Genomic DNA, 19,923 nt, shown 5'->3' on the forward strand with positions numbered 1-19,923 from the left:
CTCTCGTGTTATCGAAGTTGGGGAATGACGATGTAGCCGGTTGTGCGATCGCCCAATACCAAATTCCGCTCTATTCCCCAGTACCACCAGTGCGCGCCGATATAAGCGCACAGCAAGGCATCTAGCTTGTCTTCTAAGACTTTGAGGGTTGCAACACTGGTGGGGATTTCTAAAGGAATTAAACCGCCAAGGCTCACAGGCATCTTGCCTGTGCCACAAGACAGATTTAGAGAGGGTTCAAGGCTCGGTAAAATATCTATAATATACTGGCAGAGTTTCATCAATTCTAGTTGACGTTCTGCCAGTTTTCCTTTTTTGTATTTGATGATTTTGTCTAATTTAAATAAGTTTATTGTGGCTGGATGGGGATAGACTTCTATTTGATATCTGCCTAATTTTTGAGCTTCTATTATTGGTGCGTGGACAAATCCTCTGGCTTCTAAACTGAGGCCGAATTCGATTGTTTTTTGGGCGAAGGGGCGGGAAAGATTGGCGGGATAGCAGCCGGCGTGGTAGCGCCCGAAGTGTTTGTGGGTGAGTTTGTCTGCTTCGCGCATTCCCGCAGGATTAGGGATGATTGTGGGGGCGTCTACTGCGATTATTGCTGGTTCGGTTGGGGAGACTTGGGTATCGATCCAGGTGAGAATGTCGTTAAGGGATTGTTGGCGATCGCACTCTATTAATTCTAATTGGTTATTTTGCCAATTCAAACAGCACAAACCGCTTGCTCCTGAGCTCCAACCTAAGTCTATGCCGATAAATTTCATATAGTTCTGGACGCACGGGTGGTCAGAAACTGGGTTTTTTTGCCAAATACTTCGTTACAGCCGGCAAAAACCGCAAAAAACCCGGTTTCTTTGGCTTTGATGCGTCCACTCAACTCTTCTCTTGCTTCTCATCCGATGGCGGGGGCTGTTGTTTCATTTCCTTTTGGTGTTCTCTGGCTGCTTGCTCCAAAATGAATGCTGACAAGCTGCTGACTGAACGGCGTTCTTGACTTGCCCACTCTTCAAGGATGTCATAGATTCCATCGGCTAAATAGGTCGCTAAGCGTTTGGTCATCAGAGATTCATTATTTTTTAGTATAAGCCGATCGTAATTGTGCTGTATCTAGACCATCCTGTCGAGTTTGGCTCATTTAAAGCATTTATGTGTGCTGTATCTATGCTATAGTTTCAAAAAGTCAAAAGCCAGCGCTGAACTTTTGCAGGGCCTGCGCTGGCTGATGGTTCCCCAGATACAAGGAGACAATCCACATAATAAGGAGACAATTACTATGGTAAAGCCTGTGAGCGACGGCAGCGAATATAACCGCGGCTATCAACAAGCTGTGAATGATTTTGGCATAACGCAACTGCTGTCGGGTATCCGCAGCTACTCTGATGAAGACTTTGATGCCGATCGCGCGCGCATGACTGGGCCAGAGATCGAAAGCTTTGCGGTGTTTCTGATTCTGCGCGTCGGGGCGAATCTCAAAGGAAGTACGATCGCCGGCTACCTCAACACTCTCAGAAAAGCCAATTCTCCGACGATCGCCGATCGCCCCGCGATCGAACTCAACTCAAATTCGCGATCGAAAACACCTGAAAAGTCAAAGCAGGGCGATCGCAATTCTTGGGCGATCGTCCGAATTTTACCGAATGCGGAGCACTATACGATCGCGCGTTTTGTCAACCGCCAAGATGCGGACGATCGGCGGAGGGCTTTGTGTCGGTTTATTCCAGGGGGTGTTTTTGAAGTTGTTATGTGCGATCGCACCTAACAAATAAACACAAATGACGGTGACAATGGTAGCGACTTAGTATTAAGTCCGTCGGAGGTTTTAACCTCCGCTTAACAGCAAAAGTCCGTCGGGGTTAAAACCCCTGGCGGGCTTCTGGCGGGCCTCGGGAGAATGAAACAGCCCTGAAGATTTAGGGGGGCATACACTTCTATTCAAACGAGAGATACAGATAAGTTGACACCAATGAATAGTCTTGTCTCCCGATCGTACATTTTTACCTAAACTCTCCCCCACAAAGCCAATCCGCCGCCCCTTCCCCTAGCCGCAATTATCCCATCTTCTACCAGAAAATATGCAAAAAATGCCTGCTTCCCCACACTCAAACTAAAAAAATCCGCTTCCCGCGCTTCTCCACCGCGAATAAATCCTTGATACACAGTTTTACCCAACAATTTCACCGTAATTTTGGTAAAATCAAAAGCTAAAATATTTTTATTAACCAAAAACTTAGTCGGCCCGGAAAGAGTTAGTACGATCGCCCCAACTTGCACCGAATTCTCCACCCTGCCGATTTCGCTATTCTCTTCCCCTTCAGCAACAGGTTCTGCCGAATAAGCAATTTGAATTTTCGCAATCCACTGAGGGATGTAACGTCCCGCACCCAACACAATCCCCGCTTTTTGTCTAGTCTTTTTTGTGCCGGTAATAAAGCAGAGTTGCCAGTTGCCGATTAATTGCTCGAAAGAATAGCGAATTTTATTGTTTTTCGCGTTTTTCTCAGCTTCTAAGAGGGCGGCAACTACAGCGTCGGGAGATGGTTTATAATTAGATTTGGCAGCTTGTTCGAGTATAGATAGATTTTCCATTTAATAATATACAGAGTTGTATTTTAAGGGTGGTAGCTGAGTCGATCACCCCCTAAATTCCCCAAAAGATTGGGGATTAGGGGTTGACTTTTACAGCTTCTTCGCCCTGATTAAGGGGGGCTTTTACAGCTTCTTGTCCCACCCCATACTCGCCTTGTTAAGGAGGGCTAGGGACGATCGCATCTGTTAAATGTGTAAGTCCTAAAGCTGCAAGACATTGATAATATTAGCTGAAGTAGCGGAGAAAAACATGGTTGCGATCGCCCCCACAGACACAGAAATCATCGTCATCGGCAGCGGGATCGGCGGCTTGACTTGCGCTGCAATGCTTGCCCGCTATGGCTTTGAGGTTGTGGTTTGCGAAAGCCATTCGATCGCGGGCGGGGCCGCACACGGTTTTGAACGCGACGGATTTAGCTTCGACTCCGGGCCCTCCCTGTACTCAGGATTATCCTACAGCCCGTCTGCGAATCCCCTGCGGCAAGTTTTGGATGCGATAGGCGAAAAACTCCCCTGCATCACCTACGATACCTGGGGTTGCTGTTTGCCAGAAGGCGATTTCGACACATCCGTCGGTGCGAGTCAATTTGGCGAAGTGCTCGCACAACTGCGCGGCGCGGAAGCAGTCGCCGAATGGCGGCAACTCCAGCGCATCATGGAGCCCTACGCCAAAGCTGCCATAGCTTTGCCCTCCCTGGCTTTGCGCTTCGATTTGGGCGCTGTTTTTACCCTCGGTCAATTTGCGCCGGCTTTCCTGCAAAGTGCTGGCGACGCGATCGCACTTGCAGGCCCTTTCAGCAAAATAATGGACAAAAATGTCAAAGATCCGTTTGTCCGAAATTGGCTGAATTTGTTGTGTTTCCTGCTGTCTGGACTTCCCGCCGACGGAACGATCGCAGCCGAAGTCGCTTTCATGTTCGCCGACTGGTATCGCCCCAATGCAGTTTTGGACTATCCGATCGGCGGTAGTGCAGCTTTGGTAAATGCCCTGGTACGCGGTTTAGAGCGCCACGGAGGGCGGTTGCTGCTAAATTCCCACGTTGCAGAAGTTTTGGTGGAAAACAACCGGGCTGCGGGCGTGCGGCTGCGATCGGGCAAAATTATTCGATCGCACAAAGCCGTCGTCTCCAACGCTTCCGTTTGGGATACCCTGAAACTGTTGCCTGAAACCTCTGTCCCGCAAAGGTTTCGGCAAGAACGGCAGGCGACGCCCGAGTGCGACAGCTTCATGCACCTGCATCTGGGAATTGATGCTGCCGGAATGCGATCGGACTTGGCTTGTCACTACATCTTCGTCAAAGACTGGGAAATGGGCGTTTCGGCCCCTCAGAACGTCGTTCTCGTCTCGATTCCCTCCCTCCTCGACCCAGACCTCGCGCCTCCGGGAAAGCACGTCATTCACGCATATACCCCCGGAAACGAGCCTTACGATTTGTGGCAAAAGCTCGATCGCACCAGCGAAGAGTACAAGCTGCAAAAACAAGCGCGCGCCGAGGTAATGTGGGAAGCCTTAGAGAGAATTATCCCCAATATTCGATCGCGCGCAGAAGTCACCTTAATTGGGACACCCCTCACCCACGAACGGTTTTTGCGCCGCCATCGCGGTTCCTACGGGCCCGGAATTCGGGCGGGTAGCGGCTTGTTTCCCGGGCCGAGAACGCCTTTAGCGGGGCTGTTTTGCTGCGGAGATTCGACGTTTCCGGGAATTGGTTTGCCCGCTGTTGCTGCTAGCGGGGCGATCGCAGCCAATACGATCGCACCTTTGTACAAACATTTGCAATTGATTCGGGAAGTTATTAGTTAGTTGTTATTAGATATCTCCCATAATTCTTGTGGAACAGACACCGTACCTTTTCAAAACCTGCTTTTTAGGAGATGTCTATTAGTTATTTGTTATTTGTTATTTGTTAACGGAATTATTGAAGCGCTTTCAGCGCGAAGGATGCGAAGCCAAGAGTAAAGAATAATTTGATATAGTTAGTAAAATGTGACCGATATCTGTCAGCATAGAAAAAGATAGTTCGATCGCAAAGAGGCCACCGTGCAACCCGTAGACTTTACAACTTTAACCGCAGCTTGCAGCGAACTGCGAGCCCAATGGCTGCCAGCGCGCTTAGAACAAGTCTACCAGCGCGATCGATTTACCGTGTCCCTGGCCCTCCGTACCATGAAAGGGCGCGGCTGGATTGACCTTTCCTGGCATCCTGTGGCCGCCCGCATCTGCGTCGGCGACCCCCCGCCCCGCATTCCCGACACCTTCACCTTCAGCGAACAACTGCGGCATCAACTCAGCGGTTTAGCCCTAGTTTCCATCGCCCCTGTGGCATCCTGGGAAAGAGTCATCGACTTGCAATTTGCCAAACGCCCCGGAGAACCAGCCCTCTGGCACCTCTACGCCGAAATCATGGGCAAGTACAGCAACGTCATCCTCACCGCCCAAGACAACCTCGTTGTCACCTGCGCCCACCAAGTCAGCGCCAAACAGTCCACCGTCCGTCCCATCCAAACCGGGCAGCCCTACGAAATGCCCCCGTCTTTGACCGATGCAGTGCCTAGTCTGAGCGAATCTCAAAACCGCTGGCAATCGCGAATTAGCCTGGTTCCCGGTCAATTAAAGGGCAATCTGCTGAAGAATTACCGAGGGATGAGTAAAGCCTTGGTTTTGTCAATGATTCGATCGGCAAATTTAGACCCCGAACAATCCACCGACAGCCTCAATCCCGACGACTGGCAGCAACTATTCCAGCGCTGGCTATACTGGCTGCAATGCCTAGAAAACTCCAAATTTCACCCGAGTTTTACCCCCGAAGGCTACACCGTCATCGATTGGCCGACACCCGATATAAAAGAGGCAGAACCTGGAAACGAATCTAACTCCTCTGTTCCTTCTTCCATCTCTTCGGTTCAAGAATTACTTAACAGCTACTACACAGGGGAAATCAATCAAGAAGTATTCGCCCAACTGCGGCACCAGCTTACCCAAAAACTCAACAATGTCTTAGCAAAACTGCGCCTCAAAGCCAACACATTTAAAGAACGTTTGCAGCAATCGGCAGACGCAGACACCCACAAATCCCAAGCCGATTTGCTGATGGCAAATTTGCAGCATTGGGAACCGGGAATGAAATCAATTTCTCTCCCCGACTTTGAAACCGAGAAACCAGTTATCATTCCCCTAAATCCGGAAAAAAACGCAGTTCAAAACGCTCAAGCCCTCTACAAAAAACACCAAAAACTTAAAAGAGCCCGCATTGCAGTAGAACCTTTGTTAGCCGCCGTACAGGAAGAAATCGACTATTTAGAACAAGTTGAAGTCGCACTTTCAGTATTGGAAACCTACCGCAACACCCAAGATTTGCAAACCCTCGCCGAAATCCGCGAAGAACTGATCCAGCAAAAATATTTAGATGTACCAGATTACCGCAGTACCGACAAAAATGCTGCGATCGAATTTCACCGCTACCAAAGCCCCAGCGGCTTTGAATTATTAATCGGGCGCAACAACCGCCAAAACGACCAACTGACTTTTCGCACCGCCAACGACTACGACTTGTGGTTCCACACCCTAGAGATTCCCGGAAGTCACGCTTTGCTGCGTCTGAAACCCGGTACTGTGGCTGAAGAAACCGATTTGCAATTTGCCGCCGACATGACTGCTTACTACAGTCGCGCCCGCCACAGCGAACAAGTCCCCGTGGTTTATACAGAACCGAAATATGTATACAAGCCGAAAGGTGCTAAACCTGGTATGGTTGTATACAAGCAGGAGCGAATTGTCTGGGGTAGACCGCAGCAAGCTCCGGCTTGAGTTATAGAAAGTGAGGAAAAGGTCGATCGGCAATCGAAACCTGGTTTTTACCCAAAACAACCTGTTTGGAACCGATAAACCTACGCAGAAACCGGATTTTTGAAGCCACGTTGGATTATACAAAGTGACGGGGAGTGCGATCGCCCTAAAAATTAAAATGCCTCTGTAATGTAAAGTTTTATTACACAAAATTAAATTTTGTTGTTATAATACCGCTTAAGAGAGATGATATTTCTTTGAGAACCCGCTGCAAAGAAACGTGCAACTTGGGTTTCCTCACTGTGAGAAAAACACTGTGGGAACACAACGGATTTAACTATTTGTGCAGACCAGCTTTTGCTAAAGCTGGTCGTTTCTGTTTAAACATTAAACCCAAGCCCCCACCGATTTTAGATTGGCGATTTTAGATATTAGATTAAAACCGCCAATCTAAAATCTAAAATCTAAAATCTAAAATCGGTGTGGGCTGCTCCTAGAAAGTAAACGTCGTTCTGAAAACCCCAATCACCAAATCAGAATTATCTTTATTGTGGTCGGGAGCAGTCAGCCAAATCAGGCCAGGAGTGATAGAAATATTGTCGCTCAACTTAAACTGATAAAAACCTTCAAGATGCAGCGAAGTATCCTTATCTTCCGGCAAAGTCCGATTAGTAGAATTCGTCACCCGCGGCTCCATACCTACCAGAATCCCCGCCACATTTCCTTCTTTCAACAAATCGGGAAAAGCCAAAGTAACTGCCCAGTTCCAGATTTTTTGATCCCCCCGCTGCACAGAACCGGTAGGAGTAGCCAAATTGGATAAAATGCGCTGGTTGGTGTAACCCGCCCAACCGCCAATTGCAAATCTCCGGTTCAACTGCCACGAAGCTTGCGCGCCGTAGGAATTGCTAGAAACTGGCAGATTGCTATCGCTGTCGAGCCCGAAAGAACCGAGACGCGCCGGGAAATTAGAAGCATTGCTGCCGGTACCGGTAACAAAGTTGTAGGAATTAACGTAAGTTAAACCTAAAGCCATGTTATCGTTCGGTTTGAAAGTCAACTGAGCCAAACCGCCGTAAGAACCGTTGAACAAACCGTTACCCCGCGTCGGGTCCGCCGCGTTGCCCGCCAAATATCCCAAACTCAGTTCGAGTTTTTCCCCGAATTGCTGCCGCAGAGCTATGCCAGAACCGCCAGTCAAATAGTAAATCGGATTGCGAGTACCGAAGTTAGAAAGAGCGCCGTAGCCGCCGTCTCCGTCAAAGTAAGGGTTGACTGTGTTGGTAAAATCGTCAGCCGCGCCGGCGTTGGCTTCTAGAATTACAGTAGTGCTTTTGCTTAGAGGGAATTGGTAAAGCAGCGCATCTAAACCTACAGTATTGCTAGCCTCGCCAAAAGGCCCGGCATTAAACCGCAATTCTCCTTCAGCGGTTTTCGTATTATTAGTAGAAAACGAACCCAGATTCAAAACTTGCAGTCGAGTTCTCAGCAAATCTTCTCCAGAAAAACTGGTGTCAAAATTGAGACGAACCCTGCTGCCAAAAGCCGTCGTTTTATCAGCTTCGCGACCCTCGGCATCCTCTCCTCCGGCAATTCCAGTCAAAGCAAATACCACTTCGCCGTTGAGTTTAGTCGTAGTTGAAAACTGATTTGCTTCTAATTCAGAGGTGCGCGCTTCCAAAACATCGACGCGGCCGCGCAAAGTTGCCAATTCCGCCGCAAATTCTTCTTGCAACCTTTGCACAGAAGCCAAATCTTCTCGCGTCGCCAGATTTCTCGAACCGCCTTGAATCAGCTCGCTAACTTTATCCAAACACGCATTTAAACCGGCTGCAAACTCGTAGCGAGTCATCGCCCGGTTGCCGCGGAAAGTGCCGTCAGGATAGCCAGCTATACAACCGTAGCGCTCTACTAGGGATTGCAAAGCTTGGAACGCCCAATCGGTGGGCCGAACGTCGGAAAGTTGCGAAACAGAAGTTACTTGGCCGGCCGCATCTTCGCTGCTGCTGTCTTCTGCGCTGTATTGGTTGATTTGTTCTAAAACATTTGACTGTGCTTGAGGTTGGGCACTTGGATCGCTCGATTGGGCAATCGGATCGGGTTGTGCTGCCGCTTTTTCTGCGTTTAAATTAGCCAGTGGGGCGGCGGGTTGCGTTTCGCTTAAGTTTGCGGGCGCGACTGCGGGGATTTGCTCTGCGACTGGTTGTTCGGCACTTAAATTTGCGGGCGCGACTGCGGGTTTGGTTTCGCTTAAATCTGCTGCTGCAACTTCCGGTGCTTTTGCTTGTTCGGCAACTGGGGCGATCGCTTCGTTAGCTAAGCCCTCGTAGAGGTTCGCACTTTCTTTCTCAATAGTTTCAACAGTCAAGTTGCTAGCTAGTGACGCTGGTTCGACCGTCATCGCTGCCGTCTCAGACTTTGCCACCTCGGTTGCAGCACCTGCTAATTGCAATTGATGAGCTTGAGCTGTCGCGGCAATTTCTACAGGTTGCTCTGCTGCTAGCGCCCTCGAAGATACGACTAAACTTGCTGCCAATACAGCGGGACTAACTAAAAGTCCCTTCCACAAAAATTTGGACATTTTTCCTCACACCACATTGAGCCGATCGCCCGTTCCGAAGATTTAGGCGCTCGCAAATCACCTTCAGTATTCCGCCTAATAGTATTTCTTGTCAACAATTGGGGGAATCGTTGTCGCAGATTGCGGTTTGGCTGTCTCTGATTTCATAACACCCCCGTTTATGCCAAAAATCCTTGGTTCGATCTCGATATCTACGTAGAAACCCAGTTGATCGCTTTAGGGTGCGTAAGTGATCCCTCGGTAAGATTAATATTGACAGAACTGGCGCTAACAAATCGTTCGATCGGCTACAAATACAAGTGAAAAAACTCAAATACGCCTTAGTTCACGAATGGTTGACGCCCTTAGCTACTGGCGGTTCAGAACTCGTAGTGCAGGAAATCCTCAAACACGTAGACGAGGCAGATGTCTATGCCCTCATCGACTTTGAATCGGCCAATCCCGAAAGCTATCTTTTCGGGCGACAGATTGGCACAACATTTTTGCAGCATTTTCCCGGAGCCCGCAGCGGTGTCCAAAAATATCTGCCCTTGCTGCCGATCGCGATCGAACAACTAGATCTGCGAGAATACGACATCATCCTCTCATCATCCCATGCCGTCGCCAAAGGTATCCTCAGCAGTCCCCAGCAACTGCACGTCTGCTACTGCCACACGCCCATGCGCTACGCTTGGGACTTAACTTTTGACTATTTGCGCAGCAGCAAAGCCGGACGGGGCATCCCGGGGCTGCTGACGCGATATTTGTTGCATCGACTGCGGCAGTGGGACGTAATTTCCGCCAACCGCGTTGATTATTTCATCGCCAACTCCCAACACACGGCGCGCCGAATTTGGCGGTGCTACCGGCGGCGGGCCGAGGTGATTTATCCGCCGGTAAACATCGATCGATTTTCCTTGATGCGGCAAAAACAAGACTTTTACGTCACAGTTTGCCGGTTGGTAAGTTACAAAAACGTTAGTGCGATCGTCCAAGCATTCAATCAACTCGGGCATACTCTAATTGTCATCGGCACCGGGCCAGAATTAGAAATGATTCGGCAAATCGCCAAACCCAACGTGCAAGTGCTCGGCTGGCAGCCCGCCTCCCTAGTTGAAAAGTACATGGCAGAGGCGAAAGCTTTTGTCTATGCAGCTTGCGAAGATTTTGGCATAGCTTTAGTAGAAGCTCAAGCTTGCGGAACGCCGGTAATTTCCTATGCAGCAGGCGGCGCCTTAGAAACAGTGCTCGACATTCGCCAACATCCAGAGACTGGGACAGGTTTATTTTTTTCTTCCCAAACCGCAGCAGCATTAGTCGAAGCTGTCGAGGAATTTGAGCAGTTGCAAGGCAAATTTGAGCCAGAAATCTGCAGGTTGCGCGCTGAACAGTTTGCCCCCGAAGTCTTTGGGGAGCGCTATCTAGCTTTTGTGGAACACTGCTATCAGGAATTTCAATCCCGCGATTTTACCAAGTCTGGGAGTTGAGAGAGTTGGAGAGGGGGAGAAGGCCAGAAGGCCAGAAGGGGCAAATCTGCCTTCTGCCTTGTGCCTTTTGCATAAGTGCCTTCAGAAGCCCTCTGTATAAATGCTTTGTGCCCTCTTCACGCTTGATGACTTCCATCGGACTTCTTCCTTCAGAAGCCTTATGCCTTAAGCTTCCGCTGCCTTCAAAATAGCTGCATTCTGCCTTCTCAAGTATTCAGAAGGCAGAAAATTGAGTATTTGAAACATAATTCAGAGAACAAAGCGTCTTGAGGCTTTATGATCAGGACTGTGTGTGGTGTGAAGTGAAGGAGTAAGATGACTGCCGACAGCCAACTAATCTCCGGCAAGGTAATTCGAGCGATCGCAAGACGCGGTTTTGGGCCTGTCCTGCAAGGAGATAGACGAATAAGTCGTTCTCTACAGAGCCTCGACGGAGAACTTTTCAAGCGGTTATTTGACATCCTGTTTTCCTTATCGGTTCTGATCCTGTTTGCTCCGGTTTACCTGCTTTTGGCTTTCTTAATCGCCTTAAGCTCGTCCGGGCCTATTTTTTACGTACAGGAACGAGTAGGCAAAAACCGTAAAAGGTTTTATTGCCTTAAATTCAGAACGATGGTGGAAAATGCGGACGACATATTGCTGGAAATCATGGAAAATTCTCCGCATTTGCGTCAAGAGTTTGAGGACAATTTCAAGCTGAAACAAGACCCTCGAATTACCTGGATTGGAAGATTTTTACGAATGACAAGTTTAGACGAATTTCCCCAGTTTTGGAATGTTTTAAAAGGAGATATGAGCGTCGTCGGGCCGAGACCTTTAGTTGAAGAAGAACTGCCGAGATACGGCCGTCACATCAACAAAATTCTCACCATAAGACCTGGAATTACAGGCTTGTGGCAAGTGTCCGGTCGCAACGACATTCCCTATCCCCGCCGAGTCCAAATCGACCTCTATTATGCAAATGACAAAAACCTTTGGATGGATATGTGGATTGTTTTCAAAACAATAGGAGTTGTGATATTTCCCAAAAATAACGGCGCATATTAATTTTTGTCCGCAGTCAGCAATCAGTAGTTAGTTTTATTTGTTACTAGCCACTGATGCTGACTACTGACAGCAAGCGACAAACTCTTTGTCAAAACTAAACAGTTTCTTGATGCCGATCGACGAATTGTGAGTTAACGTAGAGTTTGAGAAGAGGATCTACAGGCAACAACAGCCTCTGCCCACAAAGTCCGAAGTGAATTAACACAGCCTGTCAAAGGAAAATCAGATGACGCAACGCAAGCGAGCGCTAATAACAGGTATTACAGGCCAAGACGGCTCCTACTTGAGCGAGTTACTGTTAGAGAAAGGATATGAAGTTCACGGCATTATCCGGCGCAGTTCCAGTTTCAATACCGATAGAATTGACCACATCTATGTAGATCCTCACAGCGAGGGAGCGCGGTTGTTTCTGCACTACGGCGACTTAACCGACGGTACTACTCTGCGCCGGATATTGGAAGAAGTTCAGCCGGTAGAAATTTATAACTTAGGCGCTCAATCTCACGTTCGAGTCAGTTTTGACTCGCCGGAATATACGGTTGACACAGTAGGAATGGGAGTATTGCGCCTGCTAGAAGCAATTCGGGACTATCAGCGCCGCACCGGCATAGAAGTGCGGTTCTATCAAGCAGGTTCTTCGGAAATGTTTGGTTTGGTGCAGGAAGTTCCGCAGAAGGAAACAACTCCTTTTTATCCCAGAAGTCCTTACGCCTGCGCCAAAGTTTACGGTCACTGGCAAACAGTAAATTATCGCGAATCTTACGGACTTTTTGCCTGCAACGGCATCTTGTTCAATCACGAATCTCCCCGCCGCGGTGAAACTTTTGTAACTCGAAAAATTACTCGCGCCGTTGCCAGAATAGTCGCAGGCAAGCAGAAAAAGATTTTCTTGGGCAATCTCGATTCCAAGCGGGACTGGGGCTATGCTAAAGACTACGTGCAGGCGATGTGGCTGATGCTGCAAAAAGACAAGCCTGACGATTATGTCATTGCTACTAACGAGACCCATTCCATTAAGGAATTTCTCGATTTGGCTTTTACTTACGTCAATTTAGATTGGCAAAAATATGTGGAGTTTGACGAACGCTACTTGCGTCCGGCAGAAGTCGAACTGTTGATTGGCGATTCGACTAAGGCGCGCCAGCAATTAAATTGGGAACCTTCTGTAACTTTTCAGGAGTTAGTACATTTAATGGTAGATGCTGACATGAAAGCTTTAGACCAGCAAGGTCGGGGTTCGGGCAACGGATTTGATTGAGTAGCTAAACAAAGCCGTCAGTGCGAACAATTTGTAGGGGTAGTGCCCCGTGTCTACCCCCTTTCGCGAAAGGCGCGCACCGGGGGGGTTGCCCCTGCACACAATCCATAAAGGATTAGAGGATTGTTACAGCTAAGTAGGTGGCGACAAATAAACACTACATGGGAGGACGGGTGAACTCACTGCTCTACTCGCTTGTATCTCGCGATCTTAAGCCGTACTCGCCCCCACTATATACTATGGTTTTTTTCGAGCATCTACTCATTAGCGCGATCGGCATTCAAAGAACCAGCTTAATTGCTCGCAAAATTTTCAGATGTGCGGGCTAACAAAAACATTAAAATGATAGTTGAGGACTCGCGGCTCATAAATCTAACTTTCGGGTGTACACGGCTCACATTTTCCCTATCTGCATTAGCTAAAACTGATTTGTGGGCAACCGCGTTCTGTAGCTGAAAGCTTTTTTTGCTAAAGCAACAATTTTAGAATTGGAATTGTCGATCGACCCTTATTCAAAATCCCGAGGCTAAAATTATGACAAGCTTGGATTTAAGCAGCAAACGCATTCTAGTCACGGGCGGCGCCGGTTTTTTGGGCCGTCAGGTAATCGACCAGTTAGTGAAAGCAGGGGCCGATGCTGATAAAATTGCGGTGACTCGATCGCGCGACTGCGACCTCCGCGTTATGGAAAACTGCAAGCGCGCCGCCGACCAACAAGATCTCATCATTCACCTCGCCGCCCACGTCGGCGGCATCGGTTTAAACCAACTCAAGCCCGCTGAATTATTTTACGACAATTTGATGATGGGCGCGCAACTAATCCACGCCGCCTACGAAGCAGGAGTAGAAAAATTTGTCTGCATCGGCACGATTTGCGCTTATCCCAACTTTACCCCAGTTCCTTTCAAAGAAGATGACCTGTGGAACGGCTATCCAGAGGTAACTAACGCACCTTACGGAATTGCCAAAAAAGCCTTATTAGTGCAACTGCAATCCTACCGCCAGCAGTACGGATTCAACGGTATCTACTTGCTACCAGTAAATCTGTACGGCCCGGAAGATAACTTTGACCCCAAAAGTTCCCACGTCATCCCCGCATTAATTCGTAAAGTCCACGAAGCGCAAAAAAGAGGAGACAAAACACTCTCAGTTTGGGGCGACGGCAGTCCTAGCCGCGAGTTTTTGTATTCCACAGATGCCGCGCGGGGAATTGTGATGGCGGCTCAATCTTACAGTGAATCTGACCCTGTAAATTTGGGAACGAATAGCGAAGTTAAAATTCGCGATTTAGTGGAAACGATTTGCGAATTGATGGGATTTGAGGGAGAAATTGTTTGGGAAACAGACAGACCAAACGGTCAGCCACGCCGCTGTTTGGATACGGAAAGGGCTAAGCAAAAGTTTGGTTTTGTTGCTGAGGTGAAGTTTAAGGAAGGTTTGAAAAATACGATTGATTGGTATCGAAAACACGCAGTTTGAGTATGAAAAACCCGGTTTCTTGAAGAAACCGGGTTTTTTTAGTTATCAACCTCTTGGCATTCTGAATCTGGTTTTCTTGATTGGTCTACCTTGAGTAGCTTGGCGAATTGGTGTATGCAAACTATTGTATGGTGTACCTGCCATAATCATTGGCTTGCTTTATATTCCACCGTGACTACTGGCATTACTTTGGGATTACCCACATTATTTACTGTACTGGCTTGGAAAAACAAGAATTGGTCAGTTGTAGATCGGATCGCACTACTCATTGATTACGCTAGCGGCGCTGGCGTTCATTCCATGTTCATTGGGCTTTGAAGAAGTTGGAGGCGCGCGATCGCACGTCTGGCACAGTCTTAGGTTAGCCATCCCAAAATAACTTATGTATAGAGACTTGGTAGCAGATTAACTATTTATATCTCCGACTAAGCAATATTTATTAAACATCTATAAGTATAGGTGTAAATCCTTAACAAACGTTGTCAAAAAATGTTAATTGCCAGCTTATAAATTAAGGTATAAAAACGATATCTATAGCAATCCTAAATGATTTATGATATAATAGCCAAAATCACTACATAATTTATCCATGTTAGAAGAGTTAACGGAATTTATCCAATCTAATCCCGAGCCCCGCGAGTTGAAACGAGCAATTGCCGTCTCTATGCAGCTTAAAGGATATAAGCATCGAGAGATTCAGGAAAGTTTATCAGTGAGTTCTGGCTTTATTAGTAAATGGACTCAGATATTTATCATGCAAGGTCTATCTGCTCTCAAGCTGGCTTATAAGGGTTCTGTGGGATATTTAAAATCTGAGGAACGGGCTGCCATCATTGATTGGCTACACAAAAAGAATTATTGGAATTTAGGAGAACTAAAAGCTTATATAGAGTCGCGGTATGAGATAGTTTTTAGTTCTCAGCAGAGTTACTATGAGATTTTTGACGCTGCTGGCTTAACCTGGAAAAAATCTCAAAAACGTAATCCTAAAACAGATCCGGAACTGGTCAAAAAAAAAAAGAATTGACCCAATGGCTAGAAGCTCATCGTAATGAAATCGAATTAGGTGAATTAGTAGTTTTTTTTCAGGATGAATGTCATCTTCTTTGGGGAGATATTTGTGGCTATGTTTGGGGCAAGAAGAATGAAAGATTAGAAGTGCCAATAGTTAATGAGAAAGAGCGACAGACTTACTTTGGCGCAGTAAATATTGCAACTGGTCAAAGTCTGATCCAGGCATATCCAAAGGGAAATGGGGAACATACTATTGAATATATAAAATATCTGATGAGCCAATATAACGACAAGCGGATAGCATTAATTTGGGATGGCGCTAAATATCATTCTTCAGCAGAAGTTAAAGACTTTTTATCAGTGGTGAATAAGGGTTTAGAAGAATCTGATTGGAAAATCACTTGTATGAGATTTGCACCCAACGCTCCGACTCAGAATCCAATTGAAGATATTTGGTTACAAGCTAAAAAATGGATTAGGAAGTGCTATCATATGTGTAAGACATTTGCTGCCGTCAAATATATATTTAAGTTAGTTACTCATTATCAGATATTTGATTTCCCCAAGCTTCACAGTTATGGTAAATTCTCACAAATCATATAGGATTGCTATATATAATATTAGAGCGTTTTTTGTAAAAGTTAATATATTATATTATTGAATTTAGTCATTTGGTGTAAGCGTTGGTGATTTCCGTTATGAAACGCTAAATATGCAAGTCAGAGAAACCAGTATCGACAAAGCTTCTGGATGTTAAACTTATTTTTCTCATACCCTGATTAAGCAACGCCAGATTGGGGAGCGATCTAACTCACGAACGAGTTCTTTGAGCAGCAAATTGACCGCTTTAGGCGTTAGACGCGATCGCACTTACGTGAAATTGGGCATAAGTTCGATCGCCCCCAACAAACCGATCGCAATCCAATTACTACCGGATCGTCGCTCAAAGTACCCGAGATCGACTACAGTAAACACAAAATATTATTGGCGGTGATTTGAGTGATTGAGACTTTAGCAACAGGAATCGCAGCAGCCGGTTCGCTGCTAGCATTGGGCGGATTGGGCCTAGAGTTGAACTATCGCCGGACTGGGAGTGCAAATAAACTAGAACTAACAGCCGGAGAATGGCACTTAGCCATCTCCGAACCCAACCGCTATTTTTTAGTGGGGGAAATGGAGTTCCGCAACCTGACACAGCGGTTCGAGGTGATGTTACCGGAAGTGCGGGCACAGGTGAAACTGCTGTCAGACGGAAGTTTAGATGGCGTTACTTCCCAGACAAAGGTGATTCCTTGCCACAAAGAGGCAGCAGCCAGAGCAGACGATTACTGGTTCGGCTATATTGTTAAAGCCCAAAAAACCACGAAAATTAAAGTTTCTGTAGACATTCAAGGGCAAGATTTAACCAAATTGCAGTCAGCTTGGGTGCAAGTACACTTCGTCACCTACGGCCCCGGCGGGCGCATCCCCAAAGTCCGTAACGTAGTAGTCCCGCTGCAATTTCCGAACTCGGACACCGTACCCACAGCCAGAAATGTTGGAGTTGCAGAAGTCTTGCCGATTCGCACCCACATACTGGCGGAACTGGACAATCCCGTCGAAATTGTCAAGCGGTACGTGCTGCCGCGCGCCCAGAAAGGCGATATTGTCGCCCTGGCAGAAACTCCCCTAGCTTTGATGCAGGGACGCTACCGCCATCCCAGCGAAGTCAAACCCGGATGGGCGGCAAAGCGAGTGTGCTTGTTTTTCTTGCCCACGTCGAGTTTGGCGACGGCTTGCGGAATGCAGACGTTGGTTGATGTAGTCGGCCCTTGGCGCGTAGTAGCAGCATTTGCGATCGGCGCTGTAGCCAAAATATTTGGCAAACCGGGAGTCTTTTACCAACTAGCAGGCGAACAAGCCAGGCTGATCGACGACGTTACCGGGACTTTGCCGCCCTTCGACCAATTTATTGTCCTCGGCCCGGACAATCCCCAGCAAGTTGTAGAAGAAATTCAACGAGAAACCGGACTTGCGGCGGCGATCGTAGACGCTAATGACTTGAAAGCAGTTAAGATATTAGCAGCGACCTCCGATTTATCGGTAACATTTTTAGAGCAAGCCTTGCGCAGCAACCCCGCTGGGAATGCTGACGAGCGCACACCGGTCGTTTTAATTCGACCTCTGCCACAAAAATCTTGAGTTGAAAACAGAAAATTAAAAATTCAAAAAGATGATTTGAAATTTTTAATTTTCGATCGATCGAGAAAGGGAGAAGAATCAAAAGTTCTAAGTTTTGAACTCAAAATATACGCTTTCAAAACTCAAAACTTCTCTAACTCTTCCCCTTTCTGAATTTTTATTTTTAAATTTCCATTCCCCACTTTCATGCTATGACTTCATTTCCCTCCCAAAACCAAAACCAGGTTGTGATTCGCCCGTTTCAGTATCGCGACATCGAGGTGATGGAACAACTGTGCGCGGAAACAGCCGAAGAGCCAGAAAACCGCAAGGGCGGAAGCTGCGACGTGGTACTAGGTAGAAAGTTGCAGCAGATTCGCCGCTGGTACGGACTGCTAAAGATTTTTAGCTGGTTTCCCAACCCTTGTCAGTCTCTGTTCCGGGCCCACGTTGCCGAAGAAGAGGGGAGCGTTAAGGGCATAATTCAGATTTCTCCTTTCAACCGCACCCGCAGCACTTGGCGGATCGATCGCATAGGAGTAGACCCGGAAGCCCGCAGCAAAGGAATTGGTTCCATGCTGCTGCGCTACTGCTTTGAGGCAGTCTGGGAGGCGCGGACGTGGCTGTTGGAAGTGAATGTCGGCGACAAAACTTCCCTAGCTTTGTATCGGCAGAACGGGTTTCAGCCTTTGGCCCAGATGACTTACTGGACGATCGCCCCAGAACGCCTTCAAGAAATGGCAAACTCGACGCCAGATTTGCCCAACCTGCTGCCTGTTAGCAACGCCGACGCTCAGTTGCTCTACCAACTGGATACTGCCTCTATGCCACCGCTGGTGCGCCAAGTATTCGATCGCCACATTCAAGATTTCAAAACCAGTTTTTTCGGCGCTTTAGTCGAAGGTGCCAGACAGTGGCTGGGCAAAACCGAGGTAGTCAGCGGCTACGTGTTTGAACCGCAGCGCAAAGCCGCGATCGGCTATTTTCAGGTGCAGCTATCCCGCAACGGCCACCAACCGCACGTCGCTCAGTTAACGGTACACCCGGCCTACACTTGGCTTTACCCTGAACTGCTGTCCCAGATGGCGCGCCTCGTTCAAGATTTCCCGGTTCAAAGCCTGCAACTGGCTTCCGCTGACTATCAGCCGGAACGGGAAGCTTATTTAGAGCAATTTGGAGCAGTGCGCGTGGAACACAGTTTGCTGATGTCTCGATCGGTGTGGCACAAATTGCGCGAGTCCAAGTTGGTCTCTCTCGAAGGACTCCAGCTATCAGAAATGTTGCAAAGCTTCCAGCCAACTCGCAAACCCGTACCGGGCCGGATGTCCTGGCTCGGCCCAATGGCTGGGGAAGCGACAGCAGGGCCCCCGTCCTGTGAGATTAAACCCATGTTGGCTGACTCAGGAAACAGCCAAATAAATCAAGTTAACCCCTTGAACTTCCAAAATTCCGAATCAGCAGCAACAGATAGCAGCAGCATTTTGCCTCTAAAATTGCCTGAATTGCCTCTAGACGGAGGCTGGCCCGGAGAACTCAATTCTTAATAAGTGAAAGCAGAAGGTAGAAGGTAGAAGGCAGAAAAAAAGAAAATTAATCATCCAATAAATTCCTTTTTTTCTGTCATAATCCCAAAATATCCCTTCTGCTTTTGATTGATATCAACTTAAGATTACCTATATTCTTCTTGCTTTATTCTATTCTTGCTTAGCGTTTTTCGCGTCTTCGCGGTTCGTTAAAGAAGATTATTTCCGCAAAAAAACAGTAAATCTAAAATCTAAAATCTAAAATCTAAAATCTAAAATTGAATGTCCAACGATAAATTATGGATTTCAGCTCTGGGATTGGATATCGGTCTCAAACGTGTCGGCATCGCCGGGTGTGACGGCACCGGTTTAATAGCTACGGGCATTACAACTCTAGTACGATCGTCCTTTGATCGGGACGTAGCTTATCTCAGAGAGCTCGTCCGAGAGCGGAGAGTGCAAATTTTGGTTGCAGGCTTGCCCTACTCGCTGAGCGGAGAATTGGGTGCTCAAGCCCGACAGGTGCAGAAATATGCTGCTCGCATCGCCGCAGCCTTAGAACTCCCCTTAGAGTACGTGGACGAGAGCCTGACTTCGGTTGAGGCAGAGGAATTGATGAAAGCACAAGGGATTTCGCTGTCGCAAAATAAGGGTTCGATCGATCGCAAAGCAGCGGCCCTGATTTTGCAGCAGTGGCTAGACGAACGGAGGCAAAATATCTGCGCCATTCCCAATCCTTGATAGCTTGTAACAGAGGCGTGATATCCTGGTTGTGCAAGTTTGCGAAGCACACCTGTAACCCTTGACAAACTGGAGAAAATTCTGCTGTACCCTCGGTACTAAAGAAGCACAAAATCGTGATTTGTCCTCAGTGTCGCTTGCTGACTCGACTGAGATTAAAACGCTGCACTCCTCGCCTGTGGAAAAAGCCGCGAGTCTCGCGGTTTAAGCTTGTGGACTGGCGATAGTCGCCCACTTAGCCAGAATATCGCCACGAAAATTCCCAATTGTCAAGCAAA

General features: G+C 47.6%; 14 protein-coding genes and 1 pseudogene. 11 read left to right on the forward strand and 4 right to left on the reverse strand.

Annotated elements, in window-relative coordinates:
• Positions 1 to 8: 8 nt before the first annotated feature.
• Entirely contained in the window at positions 9 to 767 is a 759-nt protein-coding gene (locus tag QUA13_RS05745; RefSeq protein WP_333197314.1) for a DUF429 domain-containing protein, read from the reverse strand.
• A 109-nt stretch (positions 768 to 876) separates the two neighbouring features.
• Entirely contained in the window at positions 877 to 1,062 is a 186-nt protein-coding gene (locus QUA13_RS05750; RefSeq protein WP_333190835.1) for a ribbon-helix-helix domain-containing protein, read from the reverse strand.
• Positions 1,063 to 1,276: 214 nt separating this feature from the next.
• On the opposite strand from QUA13_RS05750, the gene QUA13_RS05755 reads away from it, so the two are divergent.
• Complete coding sequence (locus QUA13_RS05755; RefSeq protein ID WP_333197315.1) at positions 1,277 to 1,762, forward strand: hypothetical protein; 486 nt, start codon at positions 1,277 to 1,279, stop codon at positions 1,760 to 1,762.
• A 239-nt stretch (positions 1,763 to 2,001) separates the two neighbouring features.
• Here QUA13_RS05755 and QUA13_RS05760 read toward each other — a convergent pair whose 3' ends face one another.
• Entirely contained in the window at positions 2,002 to 2,589 is a 588-nt protein-coding gene (locus QUA13_RS05760; protein ID WP_333197317.1) for a hypothetical protein, read from the reverse strand.
• A 250-nt stretch (positions 2,590 to 2,839) separates the two neighbouring features.
• On the opposite strand from QUA13_RS05760, the gene QUA13_RS05765 reads away from it, so the two are divergent.
• Positions 2,840 to 4,393 carry an NAD(P)/FAD-dependent oxidoreductase gene (locus QUA13_RS05765; RefSeq protein WP_333197391.1) on the forward strand — a complete coding sequence of 518 codons (1,554 nt, stop codon included), beginning with the start codon at positions 2,840 to 2,842 and terminating at the stop codon, positions 4,391 to 4,393.
• A 237-nt stretch (positions 4,394 to 4,630) separates the two neighbouring features.
• Positions 4,631 to 6,397, forward strand: a complete 1,767-nt coding sequence (locus QUA13_RS05770; RefSeq protein WP_333197319.1) for an NFACT RNA binding domain-containing protein — start codon at positions 4,631 to 4,633, stop codon at positions 6,395 to 6,397.
• Between the two features lie 472 nt (positions 6,398 to 6,869).
• Here the strand turns inward: QUA13_RS05770 and QUA13_RS05775 are convergent, their stop codons facing one another.
• On the reverse strand, positions 6,870 to 8,957 hold the full coding sequence (locus QUA13_RS05775; protein WP_333197320.1) for an iron uptake porin: 2,088 nt from the start codon (positions 8,955 to 8,957) through the stop codon (positions 6,870 to 6,872).
• 299 nt (positions 8,958 to 9,256) lie between these two features.
• Here QUA13_RS05775 and QUA13_RS05780 point away from each other — a divergent pair, with 299 nt between their 5' ends.
• The 8 genes and pseudogenes from QUA13_RS05780 (at position 9,257) to ruvX (ending at position 19,645) form a co-directional block, all read left to right on the forward strand.
• A complete protein-coding gene (locus tag QUA13_RS05780; RefSeq protein ID WP_333197322.1) occupies positions 9,257 to 10,423 on the forward strand; it encodes a glycosyltransferase in 1,167 nt (388 codons plus the stop codon).
• 315 nt (positions 10,424 to 10,738) lie between these two features.
• A complete protein-coding gene (locus QUA13_RS05785; RefSeq protein WP_172188878.1) occupies positions 10,739 to 11,470 on the forward strand; it encodes a sugar transferase in 732 nt (243 codons plus the stop codon).
• A 226-nt stretch (positions 11,471 to 11,696) separates the two neighbouring features.
• Positions 11,697 to 12,728: a GDP-mannose 4,6-dehydratase gene (gene gmd / locus QUA13_RS05790; protein WP_172188880.1), complete on the forward strand. Its 1,032-nt coding sequence runs from the start codon at positions 11,697 to 11,699 to the stop codon at positions 12,726 to 12,728.
• Positions 12,729 to 13,262: 534 nt separating this feature from the next.
• The gene (locus tag QUA13_RS05795; protein WP_333197325.1) at positions 13,263 to 14,207 is read left to right on the forward strand and encodes a GDP-L-fucose synthase; all 945 of its coding nucleotides are present in this window, start codon (positions 13,263 to 13,265) and stop codon (positions 14,205 to 14,207) included.
• A gap of 589 nt (positions 14,208 to 14,796) precedes the next feature.
• Positions 14,797 to 15,824, forward strand: a pseudogene (locus QUA13_RS05800) (IS630 family transposase).
• Between the two features lie 396 nt (positions 15,825 to 16,220).
• Positions 16,221 to 17,402, forward strand: coding sequence for a F420-0:Gamma-glutamyl ligase (locus QUA13_RS05805; protein WP_333197327.1), 1,182 nt, complete (start codon positions 16,221 to 16,223; stop codon positions 17,400 to 17,402).
• Between the two features lie 191 nt (positions 17,403 to 17,593).
• On the forward strand, positions 17,594 to 18,925 hold the full coding sequence (locus tag QUA13_RS05810; RefSeq protein ID WP_333197329.1) for a GNAT family N-acetyltransferase: 1,332 nt from the start codon (positions 17,594 to 17,596) through the stop codon (positions 18,923 to 18,925).
• 261 nt (positions 18,926 to 19,186) lie between these two features.
• Positions 19,187 to 19,645, forward strand: a complete 459-nt coding sequence (ruvX, locus tag QUA13_RS05815) for a Holliday junction resolvase RuvX (protein ID WP_333197330.1) — start codon at positions 19,187 to 19,189, stop codon at positions 19,643 to 19,645.
• Positions 19,646 to 19,923: the final 278 nt, after the last annotated feature.

The organism is Microcoleus sp. S28C3, assembly GCF_036700785.1.
GTDB classification, from domain to species: Bacteria; Cyanobacteriota; Cyanobacteriia; order Cyanobacteriales; family Microcoleaceae; genus Microcoleus; species Microcoleus asticus.